General features: G+C 36.7%; 18 protein-coding genes. 3 read left to right on the top strand and 15 right to left on the bottom strand.

Annotated features, from left to right (window positions below):
* The first annotated feature begins 4 nt into the window (after window positions 1–4).
* Window positions 5–472, top strand: a complete 468-nt coding sequence (locus DCC35_RS04575) for a response regulator (RefSeq protein ID WP_217495913.1) — start codon at window positions 5–7, stop codon at window positions 470–472.
* Between the two features lie 45 nt (window positions 473–517).
* On the opposite strand, the gene DCC35_RS04570 is transcribed toward DCC35_RS04575, so the two are convergent.
* The 6 genes from DCC35_RS04570 to DCC35_RS04545 are packed head-to-tail and all read right to left on the bottom strand — an operon-like array spanning window position 518 to window position 6,517.
* Window positions 518–2,245: a M3 family oligoendopeptidase gene (locus tag DCC35_RS04570; protein ID WP_137089676.1), complete on the bottom strand. Its 1,728-nt coding sequence runs from the start codon at window positions 2,243–2,245 to the stop codon at window positions 518–520.
* 1 nt (window position 2,246) lies between these two features.
* Window positions 2,247–3,320, bottom strand: coding sequence for a ferredoxin--NADP reductase (locus DCC35_RS04565; protein ID WP_137089675.1), 1,074 nt, complete (start codon window positions 3,318–3,320; stop codon window positions 2,247–2,249).
* A gap of 53 nt (window positions 3,321–3,373) precedes the next feature.
* A complete protein-coding gene (locus tag DCC35_RS04560; RefSeq protein WP_137089674.1) occupies window positions 3,374–4,243 on the bottom strand; it encodes a ChaN family lipoprotein in 870 nt (289 codons plus the stop codon).
* Window positions 4,230–4,598 carry a dihydroneopterin aldolase gene (gene folB / locus DCC35_RS04555; protein WP_137089673.1) on the bottom strand — a complete coding sequence of 123 codons (369 nt, stop codon included), beginning with the start codon at window positions 4,596–4,598 and terminating at the stop codon, window positions 4,230–4,232. The genes DCC35_RS04560 and folB overlap by 14 nt, the downstream gene beginning before the upstream one ends.
* Window positions 4,599–4,600: 2 nt before the next feature.
* Window positions 4,601–5,563, bottom strand: coding sequence for a DivIVA domain-containing protein (locus DCC35_RS04550; RefSeq protein WP_137089672.1), 963 nt, complete (start codon window positions 5,561–5,563; stop codon window positions 4,601–4,603).
* Between the two features lie 48 nt (window positions 5,564–5,611).
* A complete protein-coding gene (locus DCC35_RS04545) occupies window positions 5,612–6,517 on the bottom strand; it encodes a WD40 repeat domain-containing protein (protein WP_137089671.1) in 906 nt (301 codons plus the stop codon).
* Window positions 6,518–6,543: 26 nt separating this feature from the next.
* On the opposite strand from DCC35_RS04545, the gene DCC35_RS04540 reads away from it, so the two are divergent.
* Window positions 6,544–7,194: a 4'-phosphopantetheinyl transferase family protein gene (locus tag DCC35_RS04540; protein ID WP_137089670.1), complete on the top strand. Its 651-nt coding sequence runs from the start codon at window positions 6,544–6,546 to the stop codon at window positions 7,192–7,194.
* Here DCC35_RS04540 and DCC35_RS04535 read toward each other — a convergent pair.
* The 5 genes from DCC35_RS04535 to DCC35_RS04515 all read right to left on the bottom strand — a co-directional run bounded on the left by DCC35_RS04535 (window position 7,191) and on the right by DCC35_RS04515 (window position 11,522).
* Window positions 7,191–8,036, bottom strand: coding sequence for a transglutaminase-like domain-containing protein (locus DCC35_RS04535; RefSeq protein ID WP_137089669.1), 846 nt, complete (start codon window positions 8,034–8,036; stop codon window positions 7,191–7,193). The genes DCC35_RS04540 and DCC35_RS04535 overlap by 4 nt on opposite strands.
* Before the next feature lie 13 nt (window positions 8,037–8,049).
* Complete coding sequence (locus DCC35_RS04530; RefSeq protein ID WP_137089668.1) at window positions 8,050–9,675, bottom strand: acyl-CoA carboxylase subunit beta; 1,626 nt, start codon at window positions 9,673–9,675, stop codon at window positions 8,050–8,052.
* A 63-nt stretch (window positions 9,676–9,738) separates the two neighbouring features.
* Window positions 9,739–10,236: an Mce/MlaD family protein gene (locus DCC35_RS04525; protein ID WP_137089667.1), complete on the bottom strand. Its 498-nt coding sequence runs from the start codon at window positions 10,234–10,236 to the stop codon at window positions 9,739–9,741.
* A complete protein-coding gene (locus DCC35_RS04520; protein WP_137089666.1) occupies window positions 10,236–10,670 on the bottom strand; it encodes an MlaD family protein in 435 nt (144 codons plus the stop codon). Before DCC35_RS04520 ends, DCC35_RS04525 begins: the two co-directional genes overlap by 1 nt.
* Window positions 10,671–10,739: 69 nt before the next feature.
* Window positions 10,740–11,522, bottom strand: a complete 783-nt coding sequence (locus DCC35_RS04515; protein ID WP_246070145.1) for an N-acetylmuramoyl-L-alanine amidase family protein — start codon at window positions 11,520–11,522, stop codon at window positions 10,740–10,742.
* Window positions 11,523–11,607: 85 nt separating this feature from the next.
* On the opposite strand from DCC35_RS04515, the gene DCC35_RS04510 reads away from it, so the two are divergent.
* Window positions 11,608–14,370: a putative LPS assembly protein LptD gene (locus tag DCC35_RS04510; RefSeq protein WP_137089664.1), complete on the top strand. Its 2,763-nt coding sequence runs from the start codon at window positions 11,608–11,610 to the stop codon at window positions 14,368–14,370.
* Between the two features lie 62 nt (window positions 14,371–14,432).
* On the opposite strand, the gene lysS is transcribed toward DCC35_RS04510, so the two are convergent.
* The 4 genes from lysS to DCC35_RS04490 all read right to left on the bottom strand — a co-directional run bounded on the left by lysS (window position 14,433) and on the right by DCC35_RS04490 (window position 18,439).
* Window positions 14,433–16,172 carry a lysine--tRNA ligase gene (gene lysS, locus DCC35_RS04505; protein WP_137089663.1) on the bottom strand — a complete coding sequence of 580 codons (1,740 nt, stop codon included), beginning with the start codon at window positions 16,170–16,172 and terminating at the stop codon, window positions 14,433–14,435.
* Between the two features lie 120 nt (window positions 16,173–16,292).
* Entirely contained in the window at window positions 16,293–17,051 is a 759-nt protein-coding gene (locus tag DCC35_RS04500; RefSeq protein ID WP_137089662.1) for an ATP-binding cassette domain-containing protein, read from the bottom strand.
* Window positions 17,036–17,263, bottom strand: a complete 228-nt coding sequence (locus DCC35_RS21735; protein ID WP_317128985.1) for an ATP-binding cassette domain-containing protein — start codon at window positions 17,261–17,263, stop codon at window positions 17,036–17,038. The genes DCC35_RS04500 and DCC35_RS21735 overlap by 16 nt, the downstream gene beginning before the upstream one ends.
* A 3-nt stretch (window positions 17,264–17,266) precedes the next feature.
* Window positions 17,267–18,439, bottom strand: coding sequence for a proline dehydrogenase family protein (locus DCC35_RS04490; RefSeq protein ID WP_137089660.1), 1,173 nt, complete (start codon window positions 18,437–18,439; stop codon window positions 17,267–17,269).
* Between the last annotated feature and the right edge of the window lie 95 nt (window positions 18,440–18,534).

Here is an 18,534-nt window from a genome sequence, read left to right as displayed (position 1 = left end):
AAGCATGTTAACCACAAGACATCAGCCGCTGGTTATCGGTGCTCATGAGGAAATGAAGCTGGAACTCATAAAAATGCATCTTGAAGACAAAGGATTCAGGAAAATCCGGACTTTTACCGAAAGTAATGAGTTGTTGAGCTACCTTGATGATACCCGACCCTGGGCTGTTGTAACCGACATTAACATTAAGGGATTGAATGGAATTGATCTGATCAAAAGAATCAGACAGAAATATAAAAATTTGCCAATTTATGTTCTTTTCAAAGAAGGAACTAATGAAGTGATCATTGAAGAATCGATCAAAGCTGGAGCAGAAGGAGCAATTACTTCTAATGAAGAAGCTGGAATTGAAATTGAAAAGAAACTTAGAAGTTACTACACCGGGCAAAGAAAAAAAGTAAATGTATTCTTTGGATTGATTCTTCTGGCCATAATAATTGGTGTGATATTGTATGGAATATTTACTGCATAAAAAAAGGGTGCTCAATTGAACACCCTTTTTTTTAGTTTTACTTTATCACACGATCTTATTCAATTCATCATTTACGAAAGACATTAATTCACTGATATATTCAGATGAAAAATCAAATGAGATACCAGCAGCTTCGTATATCTCTGGAATTGTTTTAGTATATCCAAGTTTCAGGGCATTTTTATAATTATCAAGCCCCTGCTCATTGTCCTCCTTGAAATTTTTCCAGACAGCAACCGCACCTAATTGAGCCATTCCATACTCAATGTAATAAAAAGGAACTTCAAATAAATGAAGCTGTCGCTGCCACAGGTTCTTTCTGAATTTCTCTAATCCTGACCAGTCTGTTACATTGTCTGCAAACTCACTAAAGATCTTTACCCACTCGGCATCCCTTTCTTCTACAGTATGCCCGGGATTTTCATAGATCCAATGTTGAAATTTATCTATTGTTGCAACCCACGGTAACGTCTGGATTATTTGTTCAAGATGTTCCTTTTTTGCTCGCTTCAATTCCTCTTCATTTGTGAAGAATATATCCCAATAATCCATAGTCAAAAGCTCCATTGACATACTCGCCAATTCAGCAACTTCTGATGGAGTATGTTTAAAATCAGTTAATTCGAGATCATTGGCCAGAAATGAATGTACGGCATGTCCTCCTTCATGTAAAAGTGTTACCATGTCTCTCAATTTGGTAGTAGCATTCATGAAGATAAATGGAACACCGGTCTCAGATAATGGATAATTATATCCACCCGGAGCCTTGCCTTTTCTGCTTTCAAGATCGAGATGCCCCATTTCTTTCATTCGAACGAGGCATTTACCTAAATAAGGATCAAGCTTATCAAATACTTTAATTGTCTTTTCGAGTAACTCTTCTCCTCCTTCAAATGGCTTTAAAGGAGTATTGCCTTCCGGGTCCACGCTTTTGTCCCATGGTCTCAGATGGTCAACATCAAGAGTTTCTTTTCGCCTTTCAGCCATTTTATTTAATAGTGGCACGACTTCTTTAGAAACAGAATCATGGAAAGCAAAACAATCTTCAACAGAATAATCAAACCTACCCATTGCTGAAAACTTGTAATCACGGTAGTTTTTAAACCCTGAGTTTTTACCCATCTGATCTCTCAGGGTAATTAGCTCATTAAAAATATCATCAAGCTTTGACTTATCTTGAAGCCTCCTCTCACTAATTTTCTTATAAACTTTTTCGCGTAAATTTCGATCAGGACTCAATAAAAAATCGCCTGCCTGTTGGAGTGTTAATTCTTCTCCATTAAGCTCGATAGTCATTCCTCCGGTTATCGAGCCATATTCCTGTGATTTAGTCTGAGCCTTAGTTTGAAGAGGGATATTTTCTTCCTTGAAAATCTTAATGTTTTCCTTCATCCCCCTGGATAAAATGAAATAGGCCTTCTCCTTCTCGATATTCTTAAGGTAATCGCTTTCTACAGCCTTTTTATTAAGCTTATCTGAATATGGGGAGATATGGGGCTGAATATTTTGAATGAAATTTTTATAATCTTCTACATATTTTTCATTCCCGGTATCCGTCGTCATTCTGATATATCTCCATCCAAGGTTTTCGGAAATAACTGCTTCTAACTCGCTTCTATCTCGAAACCACTTTCTCAGGTCTTCCTCAGTTCCGATTTCGCGTTCAACAAGGTTATCAAAAAATGGTTTAATTTCATCCCAGCTATTCACCTTCAGTTCCTGTGGCAGGAAATGTCTTTCAGGTTTATCAGTTGTATTTGTAGTATCAATCATTTCAGTCAAATTCCAGTTTTACATCATCTGTTTCAGGATGGCCTACACACGTAAGCACATATCCTTCTTCTAATTCTTCATCTGTCAAAGCATCACTTTCTTCCATTGATACTTTTCCGTTCAGGCACTTAGCTCTGCAAGCCGTACACATACCACTCTGGCAACTAAAAGGCATATCAAGATCCATGATTAAACCTGCTTCAAGGATACTCTGCCCGGGTTGAACAGTTACATCATGTTCTTCATCATCTATAATCACTTTTACAGTCCTTTGTACAGACTGGTCCGTTTCAATTTCTTTTTTCTTTGCAGGAGTAAAGCTTTCTTTCTTAACTATTTCCTTCGGAACATTAAGTTCTTCCAGTGCTTCTTCTACTTTTTCCATAAAAGGAGCAGGTCCACACATGAAATAATATGCAGGATCTTTACCGGTCAGATCATTCACCAGCTCAACAAGCATTTCTTTTGAGGGAAGCCCCGTTCTCGCTTCAAAATTATCCGATGCCTCTTCCAAGATATGACTTACACTCAATCTATTTTCATATTTTGCTATCATTTCTGTCCAGGCATTTCTGAAAATTATAGATTCATGGTTTCTGTTGGCATAGATCAATGAAACAGTTGAATTTGGTTCGTCCTCTAATACCTGAGAAGCAATACCTTTTAATGGAGTGATACCACTTCCGGCACCAAATAATACTATATGACGACCGTTTGCCTGATTTGTCTCTACCGTAAAATGGCCTTTTGGCTTCATTACAGTAATTGTATCACCTATATGAAGAGCTTCATTTAAATAATTAGACATTTTTCCACCCTGCACTCTTTTTACAGTCACTGCAGGATATTCATCTATTTCTTTATACGTGCAAAGAGAATATGATCGCCTGATTTCCTCTCCGTTAATATCACTAATTAAAGTTAGAAATTGCCCTGGCTTATAATCCATATCTGGGGCATCAAAAACGATAGTGATGGCATCGGGTGTTTCTTTAATAATATCTTTAACTGAAAGGTCCACATAATCCGGACCTGAAGGTTTTTTCTTTTTCTTTTTAAATAATCCAAATACCATATTGGTCAATAATTAATTATGGATACAAAAATATAAAAATGATTTTTCTCCGGTTAGTAAGTTACAGGAGAATCCGAAGGTAAAACTATGATAAGGTCAGCTTTCCCTTTGTTTTCCTCATTTAATTCAGCAAGGTCGCCCTGAATTACGACCTCCACAGTGAAAACGGAAATACCAGGGTTTATGTTTGTCAAAAAGCCAACGATTCCTTCAAATTGGGTAGAATGAAAAGAACCATTTAGATGAAAAACTCTTTTTGCACCTGAATTCAACGCATTTGAGATCATTGTGGCCATAGTATAATCCTTTATAGCCTGGGCTTGCACAAAATATTCCATGGTCATTCCATGCCCGTGTCCTCCCATATTTTTTATCTGATCATAGGTTTTATAATCTTCAGGTAAATCAAAATTTGTTTTCGGAACAACTTCTGATGACAGTTCAAGCTTAGATAGAGAATCCAAACCTACTTTTGCAGTGATAGAGGCATATCTTCTGGGAATATTAGTAGCTAACACCCGAATATCATTTTTTAAACAATACTCTACTAAAGGGGCATAATCAGTCTTATAATTTGACCATAGATGAGTTACATCTTCAAGCTTATTTCCTTTGATTAAGCCTTTTGATAATTCGTCCAGAAATATCTGTTGATCTGTCTCAAACATTTCAAAGCCAGCAACCAGGTTATCTACAGGTAGTGATTTTAATATGCGAAGTGAAAGCCAGTGAGAAATAGCCTGATTGTGTAATTCACCAAAAAAAACGACATCAGAGCTTTTAATATCTTCGATTTTATCACTGATCTCGACCTGATTGCCATTTCTATCGTATGCTTTGAATAATTTAAAATGATTTTCCTGTGCAAGGATAGAAAATGAAGAGAAAAATATTAGAATCAGTATTGACTTAAATGGTTTCATCCCGATTTCTTTTCATTGTAACTCTGGCACGCTGACATACACCACCGATTGGTGGATTGAATTTTGAGATGCTAACCTCTACAGAAGTGGATTTTGCAAAACGGGTAAATACACTATCGATTATCCGCTTACAAATGTGTTCTAATAATTTAGAAGGAATGTTAATTTCATCCCTTATTATTTTATAAAGATCTTCATAGTCTAGTGTCTCGGCTAATTTATCATGCTCGGCGGCATCTCTGAAATTAACTTCCACTGTAATATCTACAGAATATTTGTTTCCGATGCGTCTTTCCTCATCATAGTATCCATGATAAGCGAAAAACTCTATTCCTTCTAAAGATATAAATCCCATTATCAATCCAGATTATCAAAAAACGATCCTTCCTCTTCATCATTTGGATCAGATGACACTCTGCTTTTTCTTTCTTTTTCAGCTTTAGATTTTTTCTCCTCCTGTTCTTTGATCAATTTCGCAGCTTCCGCTTTTTTTCGTTCTTCTGCTTCCTTTAGTCTTAATAGCTCTTCTTCTTTTTTCTTAGCTACTTCGGCTTCTTCTTTCTGTCTTTCTGCCTCCAGCCGTAATCTCTCGGCTTCTTCTTCTATCGCTTTTCTCTCTTCTTCGAGTTTTCTGGCTACCTCTTCATTTTCTTTTTCAGTATTGTCAGCAATATCATCTGGTTCGAACTTTGTGTTTTTAGTCCCTCCTTCCGAAGAAAGAACATCTCTAATGATGTCATTTGCAGGCCTTAGTGACCTCACTTCTTCCTTCGCATCTCTGATTGCTTTGTCAATGTCCTTTTCACCACTTTGTTCTATTCTTGATACCTTATCAGCAATTTCATTTGAGATAGATTTAATCTCAGTTAACAGATCATTCTTATATCCTTTGAGCACACTGTAATTTTTTTCCAGCTTGCGCAATTCTTCCAGCATATCATCAAGGATGTATTTTGCTTTATTTTCAGCATCAATCAAATAATCTTTTGCCTTTCCTTTAGCCTCATTAATTATAGATTCAGCTTTCCATTGAGATTCGCGAACATTGAGGTCAGCCTGTTTATTAGCTTGCTCTATCACGTTAGCGCCGGTGTCCTCGGCCGTTTTCAGGGTTTTGAATAGTGATTCTTCCACCTCCCTTAACTTTTCAACCTCCTTTTCCGACGTCTGAAGTTTGATCCGCAGTTCGCGGTTCTCTTCAATAACTTTCTCCCATTCCTGGGAAAGTGAAAGCAAAAACGCCTGAACCTCTTCTTTGTCATATCCTCTGAGCTTTTTCTCAAAAGTCTTCTGGCGTATTTCTAATGGTGTAACTTTCATCCGCGATCTATTAAAAATTATAAAAAATCAAATAATCAATATTAACTATTATAGAGATAATTCCCAAATAGAAACAATCCTATCATCACCTGCAGAGACAACTAAATCGGTTTCCGGAAGCCATAATAGCTTATTTACTGATGTCCCATGCCCGGCATGTCGTACCTTATCGATAACTTTTAAAAGCTTCATCTCTGATGCATCCCAGACTTTAATGGATTTATCCATACTAGCCGATACAAAATATTTAAAGTCCGCTCTATATGCAAGATTATTTATTGTGTACATATGAGCTACAACTTCTTCCTGTAATTCATATCCTTTCTGAGCATTCCATACTTTTATTTTTGCATCACGACCTCCACTTATCAGTTTTTCCCCATCTTCTGAATACTCAACGGTAAACACTGAATTGTCGTGTGCCAGATACGAATAAAGGCACTCAAAATTTTCCAAAGAAAAAATTCTTATGTGATTATCACTGTATCCGACTGCCATCTCTCCCCTTTTTTCAGAAATAGATATGGTTCGTGCACTTTTTTGAGACTCGGTTATAGTTTTTATTAAAGAAAGACTATCTCCTTTTATAATAAAAATCGTTCCATCAGCATCTCCCACTATAAAATTGCCCTGAAAAGATCGAATATCAAAATATGCTGCAGAAGATAATTTCAAAGATCCAATTTCTTTTTTGCTTTGAAGGTCAACAACATGAATTCCTTCAAAATTTTCTCCGATTACAAGTCGATCACCGGCCTTATGCAGAGCATATACAGATCTATTTACTTTTGCCAGAAGCTTTCCTTTATCAGGCTCCCTTATATCCCACTCCGCAATCATTCCATCTCCACCGGATGAAACAAACCGATGACCATCACCGAGATCTTCAAGTGCATAAATACAATCTTTATGGCCCTTAAAAGTATGAACTTTGGATACTTGAACTTTCGACATTAATTTTAATTTATTATCCTATTGAGATGTCAGACACAAATGTAAAAAATATAGATAAGAACTCTTTTCTGTTTATCAGACAATTAGATGATTTAAATAGCAATACTTACGAATCATCCAAATCATCCCATGATCAGGTAATTCTTTCTTCAATGAAAACTACGCAAAGGAAAAGAGAATGGTTAACTATTAGAAACCTTTTATTTGAAGCCTGTAATAAATTCAACATCAAATATTCTCCGGTAGTAAAAGATGAATACGGAAAACCTCATCTTCCGGGATTCGAAGGTGGTATAAGTTATACTCACTCTCAGACTCAGGCAGGACTACTTATACACCCCCATGCGTCAGTAGGAATAGATATAGAAAAACCAAGAGAACAATTATATCGTGTGGAAAATAAATTTTTGACTGGTGAGGAAAAAAAGGTTTATTGTGAAAACCTTGAATTAATGACCCTTGCATGGTCAGCGAAAGAATCAATATATAAAGCTTACGGGAGAAAAAGCCTTTCACTTAAAGATGACATAGACCTGATCAGAATAGATTATCATACTGGCATCATCACAGCCCGGATTGTAAAGGAACAACTGGTTGAGCTGATGAAGGTGCATTTTTTCTTCAGCAATGATGAAATAGTTACTTATACTATTAGAGAAAAACCAGACCCATTCTAAAGACCCGGCAATGGCATAAAAATTTGAAGCAATTCCCGGATTTCTTCGGTCTTTTCCTGATCCTCCAAGCTTTCAAAGGCCATGATCAAATTTCTCAACACTCTCTTAATAATATCTTTATTAGTACAAGGTTGATAATATTCCGGTTTTTTAGGGACATGAATATTTTCAAGGTAATTATCAATATCTTCTTCTCGGAAAATCAACCCCCTATTAAATACATTTAGATAAAACTCTGTTTGTTTATTCTTGTACATCAGAATAAAAAGGTTGGGTAGGTTAACTCCGTAAAGAGGAATATTTAACCTGTTGGCTACTATCATATAGATGGAACATAATAATATCGGATTACCCTTTCCTGATTCTAATACGGCATTAATAAAACTATTTGTCGGGGAATGAAAGTTTTTTGTATTACCTGAGAATTTATATTTGTTGAAAAATATGCTATTCAGTGTTCTGATCTGGTCGTAATAATGCATATTATCTTTAAAAAGCAACCAGGTGTCCAGATAGATGTCATTTAACTTATCGGTAAGCAATTGGTATTCAAGATCCGGATACTGGTATTTGGCAACCAGAAAAAGTCCATCTAGTAATTCAGGCTCCTCCTCTTCTGACCATTCAGTAAGCTTTTCTTTAAGATTCTCAAACTGAAGAGAATGGATTATATTTTCGATTCTTTCCTGTACTACAGGGTTGAGATTTCTTTCCCATTCCTTTTCCAGAACAGGAATGATCCGATCACCAAGTGACCGGATCTTTTGCTCTACATGACCTAAAATATTTTCATCCTCTTCGTCAAGAAGAGAAACTAATGCTTTCAGTTCTTTTTCTTCCATACCAACAGTTTAATCAGGTCTGCAGTACTCCAACATTGAATTTTTCAACCGGAGCATGATCAGCAGCCTCTATACCCATGGAAATTACCTTTCTGGTCTCTGTAGGGTCTATTATTCCATCAACCCAAATTCTTGATGCAGCATAATAAGGACTTAACTGACTATTATATCTATCAGTAATTTCTTTCAGTAATTTATCCTTTTCTTCATCGGTAATTTCCTTTCCGGCAGATTTTAATGCCGATACTCTGATTTGCAATAATGTTTTCGCTGCAGAAGCTCCACTCATTACTGCGATCTGTGCAGAGGGCCAGGCATAAATTAATCGAGGATCATATGCTTTACCACACATTGCATAATTCCCTGCACCATAAGAATTACCCATAATAATAGTAAACTTAGGCACTGTGGAATTAGCCATGGCATTCACCATTTTAGCCCCATCTTTAATTATTCCGCCGTGTTCGGCTTTACTTCCTACCATGAATCCACTTACATCCTGTAAGAATACCAAAGGTATCTTACGTTGGTTACAGTTCATAATAAATCTGGCGGCTTTATCAGCAGAATCTGAATAGATTACTCCACCCATTTGCATTTCACCTTTTTTCGTCTTTACAATCTGACGTTGGTTAGCAATTATTCCTACCGACCAGCCATCAATTCTTGCGGTTGCGCATACAATGGTTTTACCATACAATTCCTTGTACTCATCAAATTCTGACTTATCTACCAGACATTTTATAATGTTGCGAACATCATAAGGTTTGGTTCTGTCTGAAGGAAAATGGCCATAGATATTTTCTACAGGTTCTTCAGGCTGGGCAGATTCTTTTCTACTAAAACCGGCACTATCAAATTTACCGATTTTATCCATGATTCTTTTTATGGCGTCCAGACATTCTTCATCTGTTTGATATTTGTTATCTGTTACTCCACTGATCTCGCAGTGAGTGGTTGCGCCACCAAGCTCTTCATTGTCAATATCTTCTCCTATTGCTGCTTTAACCAGGTAAGAACCTGCAAGGAAGATTGACCCTGTTTTGTCTACTATTAAAGCCTCGTCAGACATTATAGGAAGATATGCTCCACCTGCAACACAAGATCCCATTATAGCTGCAATCTGCACAATTCCCATTGCACTCATCTTTGCATTATTTCTGAATTGTCTTCCGAAATGTTCTTTGTCAGGAAAAATCTCATCCTGCATAGGAAGGTATACACCCGCACTATCAACAAGATAAATGATTGGAAGCCTGTTTTCCATTGCGACTTCCTGAGCTCTTAAATTCTTTTTTGCGGTGATCGGAAACCATGCTCCGGCTTTTACTGTAGCATCATTGGCCACTAATACACATTGCCTGCCATCGACGTATCCTATACCTGTAACAACCCCTCCTGAAGGACAACCTCCTTCTTCTTCATACATTCCTTCTCCGGCAAATGCGGCAATTTCTAAAAATTCTGTATCATCATCCCGAAGATAGTCTATTCGTTCTCTGGCGGTCAACTTACCTTTAGCATGGTGCTTTTCTATCCGCTTCTTACCCCCTCCTAACTTAACTTTTTCGAGGCGACGGTTTAAAGTACTTACTAGCTGTTTGTTTTGATCTTCGTTTTTGTTAAAAGTTATGTCCATGGGTTAATGATTTTGCGTAATTTAAGCAAAACCTATTAAAGCTAACAGTTGTTAGGGTAAGAATTAATCTTGTGCTTTTTCGAGGTCTCTGACTACTTTTTTATGCTTCTTCCCTAAAGGACCAAAAAAGTGTTTAGGATAGTAATTCATATGAGTTAAAAGGCTATCGAGGCTCTTTAAAGAAGTGTTAAGGTTGTTATAAATAGAGTCTTCATTGAGTAACTTACCAAGTGACCCTTCGCCGTCATTGATTTTCGCCATTGTTTTATTAAAACTGCTTAAGGCAACATTCGCTGAATCAACGGTTGCTTTTAAATTGGCATCATTCAGGTTTTGACTTAATTCTGAAAGGTTGGCTATTACTTTAGGAAGTCCTTTATCTTCATCTGATAATTTATCAGATAGCTCTCTGTAACTTACAAGTGTTCTTCTGATTTCCGGAGCTGTGCGGTTTAATTCGGTAGTAGCTGAGTTTGCAGTATTCTCAAAAGTATCCAGACTTTCTCTGACTTTGCGAGCTGTGGCCTGAAACTCTACAGAAAGCTGTTTGAATTCATCCATCACGGGAAGAACCTTTTTTGTAATTCTGCAATTTGGTTTTCCTGAACAGATCCATATAAGGTATCTCCATCCTGAAAAAAACCAGAGTCTTTTTTGAGTTTAAGCTCAACCGCCTTACTTCCTAAAAGGTCATTGGAAATTATCTCGGCTATCGTAGAATCCCCTACTGGGATATCTTTATCCACATCAATTGTTATGGCAATTTCATTTCGTCTTTCAGGTAGCAAATTAATTTCACTCACTCTTCCAACTGTAAATCCGTTTATTAACACAGGATTTGACACAGTCAATCCTTCAATATTTTTGTAAACAACATGATATTGATTCGTTGAAGAGAAAAAATCTATTCCTTTTAAAAAATTAAAGCCGTAATAAAATAATGCTAAGGCAACTACAGCTAAAAGTCCAACTTTTAATTCTTTTGATATTTTCACAGGCTTTTTATTTTAAAGCATAAGCTGTTATAAAGTTGAGCCTATTATTGACTCTATGCAAGCCAATCACTAATTTCTTGATTCAATCTCCTCTTTATAGTCTCTCACTGCACGAAATATTCCCGATGCAATGTATTCCTGGATCAGCTCCTTATTTAACTCCTTTTCTTCCTTTTGGTTACTTAAATATCCAGTTTCCACTAATACCGAAGGCATCGATGTTCTCCAAAGTACAGCAAAACCCGCTTGCTTAACTCCTCGGCTTCTACGCCCTGCCCGTTTAGAAAATTGCGTCTCAATTCGCTCGGCTAACTTTAGGCTATTCTCAAGATAAGCGTCCTGGTAAAGTGAAAAAAGTATTGCGCTTTCGGGCGAGTTAGGGTCAAATCCTTCATAATTTTCCTGGTAATTATCTTCAAATAGAATAGCTTCATTCTCCCTTTTTGCGACCTGCATATTACTTTCTGACTTGTGGAGTCCCATAACATAGGTCTCAGTACCATGAACCCGGGGATTACCTACCCAATTACAATGAATCGAAACAAAAAGGTCTGCATTATTTCTATTTGCCAATTCAGCCCTTTGGTATAGCTCAAGAAAGGAATCGTTATCACGAGTATAAATGACTCTGACTCCATCCAGATATTCTTCAATTGTGGCACCAAGTTTGAGCGCTATTTCGAGCGCAACTTTTTTCTCTTTAGAAATTTCGCCATGGGTCCCCGGATCTTTACCTCCGTGACCAGCATCAATGACTATAACATCAATTTTATTCTCGGCTCTGTCCAATGGAATAAACGAACCAAAAAATAAAATGAAACAAATGCTGAATAATAGTATATTATTTTTCACTATTGTACTGTTGTTTTTGCCGAATCGCATAACTTTACACAAAATTGTAAATTTTTCGTCAAAGTATAAAAAATCACCCGCTTATTTGATAACGAGATTTTTTAACATATTCTTATTATTATCAACTTTCAGTGTTTTCTCTCAGGATCGTGAAGTAAATACAGACTCACTTCGCGTTCAATCTGACAGGATACCTGCACCTACTGATATTGTTCTCGATCCTGATACGGTTCCTCCGAATACCACGGATGATCCAAACACTACAGTCGACCCGAACACTCCAGACGCCTCGGACACTTTACAAGTTAGTCTGAACGATTCTCTTGTGTCTAATCCATCCGGTCTGTCAGGAGAAATCAAATACTTTGCCAAAGATTCAACCATCATGGATGTTATAAGTAATAAGGTCTATTTATACAATGATGCCTGGATTACTTACGAAGATATAAGACTTGAAGCAGACCGCATAATAATTGACTATGATGAACAATCACTTTCTGCAGAAGGGGTTGAAGATTCTACAGGTAAAATGCTGGGGCAACCGGTATTTACAGAAGGTTCTCAAACTTATTATGTCAATAAATTAAAATACAATTTCCAAACTGAAAGAGCCGTAGTTGAAGGCATTGTAACCAAACAAGGTGAAGCCATAATGCACGGAAAGGAAATGTATAAGAATGATGAAGATGAAATTTTCATTAGTAAAACCAAGTACACGACTTGTAATCATATTGAGCCTCATTATTATATTTCTTCCAGAGAAATTAAGGTTATACCTAATGATAAGGTTATATCAGGTCCATTTAATTTAAACTTTATGGGTGTTCCAACTCCCCTGGGTTTTGCTTTTGGAATGTTTCCTGATACTGAAACAAAAAATGATGGAACTTCGGGAGTTATATTCCCGACATTTGGTGAAGAAAGAAGAAGAGGATTCTTCGTACGCGACTTTGGATATTATTTTAACATCAGCCAGTATGTGAAAATGGCACTGACTGCTGAAGTTTATTCAAAAGGTAGTATGGGAGCCAGGGCAGCAACGACATATAAGAAAAGATATGCCTATAATGGTAATTTTGACTTCACATATAACAGATTAACTTCGGGGATTGAAGGAGATACATCCGTAACTAAAGACTTTTGGTTAAGATGGAGCCATACCCCACAATCGAAAGGTAATAGCCGGTTTTCTGCCAGTGTAAATGCAGGTACTTCTACTTATAATCAAAATAATGAGTTGAATCCGAATTTAAATACCCGGGCAACCTTCAACTCCGCAGTAACTTTTTCTACCGTTTTTCCAAACTCTCCGTTCAACCTATCTGCATCAGCAAGATATAATCAAAACGTTCAGACAAAAGAAGTTGACCTGCAATTTCCGGACGTTAGTTTTGGTATGAATAGGATCTTCCCTTTCAGATCTCTGATTAATTCATCAAGAGGCTTGTTGGGATCAGCATCTGTTTCATACAATATGGCTGCAACAAATCGAATCTCAAACCAGGTCGAAGGGGAATATTTTGGTATTGAAGGAGACACCATTTTACCTTTTAATAGTGAAAACATGCCTTTCTTCATTGAAAGAGCCAGAAATGGTATACGCCACACTATACCAGTAGGTACATCAGCAAGAATTTTCAGGCATTTTACTCTTAACCCCTCATTTAACTACTCAGAAATCTGGTATTTCAGCAGGTTAGACTATAAGTACAATGAAACAATTGATCGAGTAGTTGCTTCAGATACTGTACCTGGATTCAACAGGGTATATAATTACTCTACCAGTGCATCCTTAAATACCAGGATTTATGGAACCTATCAATTTAAACAAGGTTCTAAGATCCAGGCCATACGACACATTATGGCTCCTGCCTTATCGTACAGCTATTCTCCTGACTTTGGAGAGGAAAAATATGGCTTTTATCAATATGTAGATGTTCCCAACCAGGAAGAGCCAGAGATATTATCAAAATATCAAAATTATGCTTATGGTGGAGGATCACGTGGTGAAAGCCAAAGTCTTAGCTTTAGCCTGACTAACACTGTTGAAGGAAAGGTATTAGACGAAAATGATACAACAAGCGAAAATCCATATAAAAAGATTCCTCTGATTGAGAACTTTAGTTTTAATACAGGGTATAACTTTGCCTTAGACTCTTTTAATCTAAATACTTTTAATTTTAGTTTTCGAACCGCTTTGTTCAATAGAAAACTAAGCTTGAATATCCCATTTAGAATAGATCCTTATGTTTATGAACTTACGGGTGTCAGCGAAGATGGAGCTGTTCAACAGAACAGGGTTGATAAATTTGCCTGGAACGAAGGCAGGGGTATCGGGCAATTAACTTCTGCTAGCTTGGCATTATCGACAAACCTAAACGGGAAAGGGCGTGAAAGTGATAACGAACGTCGTGATGAATTAGATGGTATTGCCAGTGAAAATCCTGAATTAAGAGAGACTGTCGATAGAATCAATGCCAATCCTGACCTATATCTGGATTGGAGTATACCATGGAACTTACGGATCAACTATAACCTATCTTACACCAAGCGAGGTTTTGAAGAAGCCCAGATTTCTCAGAATGTTCGCTTTAGTGGTGATTTTAACTTAACCGAAAACTGGAAAATTAACTTCAGTTCAGGATATGACTTTCGTAGAAATGAGTTCTCTCAAACTACTATTGGTATTAACAGGAATCTACACTGCTGGATGATGAATGTGACCTGGGTGCCGTTCGGAACTTTCCAGTCATTCAATTTCGAAATCCGTGTGAGATCAAGCATGCTCCAGGATCTTAAGATCACCAGAAACAGAAACTTTAGAGATAATCCGTCATTTAACTTTTAAAACATGCGCATAAAAAAAGGCTACCAAAATGATAGCCTTTCCTATTAATTTATTTTATATAATTAACTTACTGCATTAATCCAGCTTTCCACTTCTTCCTTCGAAGGGTTCTTCACATCTTTAAGTTTTAACTTTTTCCGTGTCCCACAAACATCATTAAACAATTTGTTTGGATTAGCTTCTTTTATTTTATCAAGTGTTGTGAAGCCAAGATTCTGCAGGATTGGAATTAATTCTTCCCTTACTCCTATTTCAATATAATCTTTTTCTGTTGCTACTTCAGGTTTCTTCTCAGGCTTCATCTGAGGGAAGAACAATACATCCTGAATAGAATCTGAATTGGTCATGATCATTGCAAGCCTGTCTATTCCAATTCCTAAACCGGCAGTTGGAGGCATTCCATACTCAAGGGCTCTCAGAAAATCCTCATCGAGCACCATTGCCTCATCATCACCACGCTTACCAAGTTCTAATTGTGCTTCAAAACGCTCTCTTTGATCGATAGGGTCATTTAACTCAGAGAATGCATTACATATCTCCTTACCATTACAAATTGCCTCAAATCGTTCAACTAATCCTTCTTTTTCTGAATGCTTCTTAGCTAAAGGAGACATTTCAATAGGATAGTCTGTAATAAATGTCGGCTGAATTAAATAAGGCTCAACTTTTTCACCAAAGATCTCATCGATCAACTTGCCTTTACCCATTGATTCATCTGTATCAATACTTAGACTTTTGGCTGTTTCACGAAGCTGATCTTCTTCCATTTCCGATATATCAATGCCTGTAAACTCTTCTATCGATTCAAACATTGTATATCGTTTCCATGGACGCTGGAAGTCAATTGTGTTTTTTCCAACTTTAACAGCAGTGGTACCATGCATATCGATGGCTGCTTTTTCTACCATTTCCTCAACTAGATTCATCATCCAGTTGTAATCTTTATAAGCTACATAAAGTTCTACTTGTGTAAACTCAGGATTATGGAAACGAGACATTCCTTCATTACGGAAATCTTTAGCGAATTCAAATACACCATCGTATCCACCAACAATTAATCTTTTTAAGTATAACTCATTGGCTATTCGCAAATAGAGAGTCATATCAAGCGTATTGTGATGCGTCTTGAATGGCCTTGCTGCTGCTCCTCCGTATAAAGGTTGAAGAATGGGAGTCTCAACCTCAAGATATCCCTTATCAGAAAGAAAAGTTCTGATACTATTTACCATCTGTGTTCTTTTAACAAAAGCATCACGAACTTCAGGATTTACTATGAGGTCAACATAACGTTGCCTGTATCTTGTCTCAGGATCAGAAAAAGCATCATACACTTTTTTATTTCCTGACTCATCTTCAGTTTCTTTTACTATTGGAAGAGGTTTTAAGCTTTTTGTTAACAACTTAAAGTCTGTGACATGAATAGTTAACTCACCTGTTTGAGTTGTAAACACATAACCTTTGATTCCAATTATATCACCAATGTCCGTCATCTTCTTGAAGACATCATTGTATAGTGAGTTATCATCACCTGGACAGATATCATCTCTTCTGAAGTATAATTGAATTCTACCGGTTGAATCCTGCAGTTCAGCAAATGAGGCTGACCCCATAATTCTACGAGACATCAATCGTCCGGCAATAGAAATATTCTTATAATCAGTCTTATTCTTTTCATAGTTCTCGTGAATGTCTTTCGCGGTAACATTCACTTCAAATAGTTCTGATGGATAAGGATTTATTCCACTTTTAATCAAAGCTTCGCGCTTTTGCCTGCGTACGGTTTCCTGCTCACTTAACTGCATGGACTATATCTTTTTGTTATTAAAAATGCAAAATTAAATAAGATTCAATGAAATTGAACCCTGAAAGTATAATATTTGTTACAACCAATAAAGAAAACTCTTTTTAAGGCCTTTTAAAATCTAATTGCTGACATTCAATTCCTTATTTTTATCAAAATCTACCCATACAACATCTTCAACAGAAAACTTCTTTTCACTGTAAGCATGAATAATATTTTTATTCATCTCTAAAGTGTATAAAAATGTTTTACCGGCAAATGAGAAGTCTTTTATAGTAGCTTTTTTTAACCCATCGCTACTTTTAGAATGTAAAAAGGTATCTTCCCATCTCCAACCATTATTCTTTTTTGATCCATTAGAAAACCAATTCACCGGGCCAAACAATTCAGCAGTGATTTTATGTTCAGGATTCGTATATATCTCATTTGAACTTCCTTCCTGAATTATCTCACCTTCCCGAAGCACGATTATTCTGTCTGCGAGACCAAAAAGCTCCTCCGGATGATGGGTTACTATTACTGAAGATATATTATTTTCTTCCAGATAATCTTTTAGAGCATTTATCAGTCTGAGTTTATTTCCCCTGTCAAGCTGACTAAAAGGCTCATCCATTAATAATAATTCCGGAAATTCTGCAATGGATACAGCTAGTGCAAGCCTCTGTCTTTGGCCTCCGCTTAGTAGTTTACATAATTTGTTTTCGAAGCCTTTTAATTGGGTTAATCCGATAAGTTCGTTATATCTCTCTTCTGCAAAGTCCTCATCATAATGACGCAATGCAAATTTTAATCTTCTGCCAACAGTGTCATTTGGGTCGAGCTTGAAATCCTGCCGAAGGTATTTGACGCCCTCAAATCCAGGGATCAACAGATCTTCCACAGGGGTAGCTTTTGGTTTTCATAGAAACACTCTCCTCCATCAGAGACAATAAAACCACCTATAAGCTTAATTAAAGTTGACTTACCGGAACCACTAGGCCCAATTACCCCAACCACTTCTCCCTCCTCCAGGTCTAAGCTGACATTTTTTAAAGCTGGCTTATTTTCACCATAGTATACTTTAGATATGTTCTTAAATGAAAATTGAGCCAAAATTTACTGATTATTTCTTCTTTTCATTTCAGCACTTACCAGCATATACTCCCTGCTTGACTGCCCCGCAATTGAAGTATTTTCTTCTGCTCTTCTAACAAGGTAGGGCATTACTGATTGTACAGGCCCATAAGGAACATATTTAACTACATTAAATCCTCGCTCTGCAAGGTTAAAAGAGATATGGTCGCTCATTCCATACAATTGAGCAAAATAAAATCTTTCATCATCATGCTTTACGCTATGTTTATCCATTAATTCGGTTAGCAACGCATTACTGTATGCATTGTGAGAGCCACAGATAACAGCTATACGCTGCTTATTATCAGTACAAAATTTAAGTGCTTTATTAAAATCCTGATCAGTAGTTTCCTTTGAAGGTTGAATGGGATCAAGGTATCCTTTTTCCTCTGCTCTTTCTCTTTCTTTCTCCATATAGGCTCCTCGAACCAATTTAGCTCCTAACCAATATTGATGCATGGTCGCATCATGATAAGCATCTTTGAGGTTTTTTAGAGAAGCATGGCAATACATCTGGTATGTATTATAAACAATCGCACTATCTTTATTGAACAATGCCATCATTTTATAGGTGAGTTCGTCAATCACATCCTGAATCCAGGTTTCCTCTGCATCCACAAGAATTCTAACATTGTTATCGTAAGCGTACTTACAAATCCTGTGAAAACGTTCTTTTAATTTTTCGTATGCTTTCTCTTCTTTAGCTGATAGCTTTTCACCGGCCTGAATTTTAGCTAGAAGATCAAATGAACCAATACCTGTAACCTTAAAAACAGAAAAAGGGATTTCTTCAGAGCCTGCCGAACGGTCAATGGTTTTTAATATTTCTTTAGTAGTAGCCTCAAAACCTTTTTCAGATTTTTCTCCTTCCACAGAATAATCTAATATTGTTCCAACGCCTCTGCCTTTAAGCAAATTAATAGTTTCTTCACAATCCTTAATTGACTCTCCACCACAAAATTGTTGAAAAACATTCCATTTAATGAAAGGCTTAACAGGAAAATGTAATTTAATTGCGGATTTCATAAAAAAAGTACCTACTTTTACCAACCAGGGGTAATTCATAGCCTTAAAAATAAGGTAAGACTTCTTTAATTCAGCATTGTCTTTGTGACTAAAAGCTACTGCGGTATTTTCGAATGAAAGTTCGTTCATAGAAACCGATATTAAAATTCGATGCAAAGATAAAACCTGCAGTCGTGAAAAAGTGTTTATAAGTAAGTAAAAATTAATCAATTTATAAAAAAAGG

Source organism: Mangrovivirga cuniculi, from assembly GCF_005166025.1.
Lineage (GTDB): Bacteria > Bacteroidota > Bacteroidia > Cytophagales > Cyclobacteriaceae > Mangrovivirga > Mangrovivirga cuniculi.
Note: the sequence above shows the minus strand (reverse complement) of the source record. Positions and strands in the feature narration are given on the sequence as shown.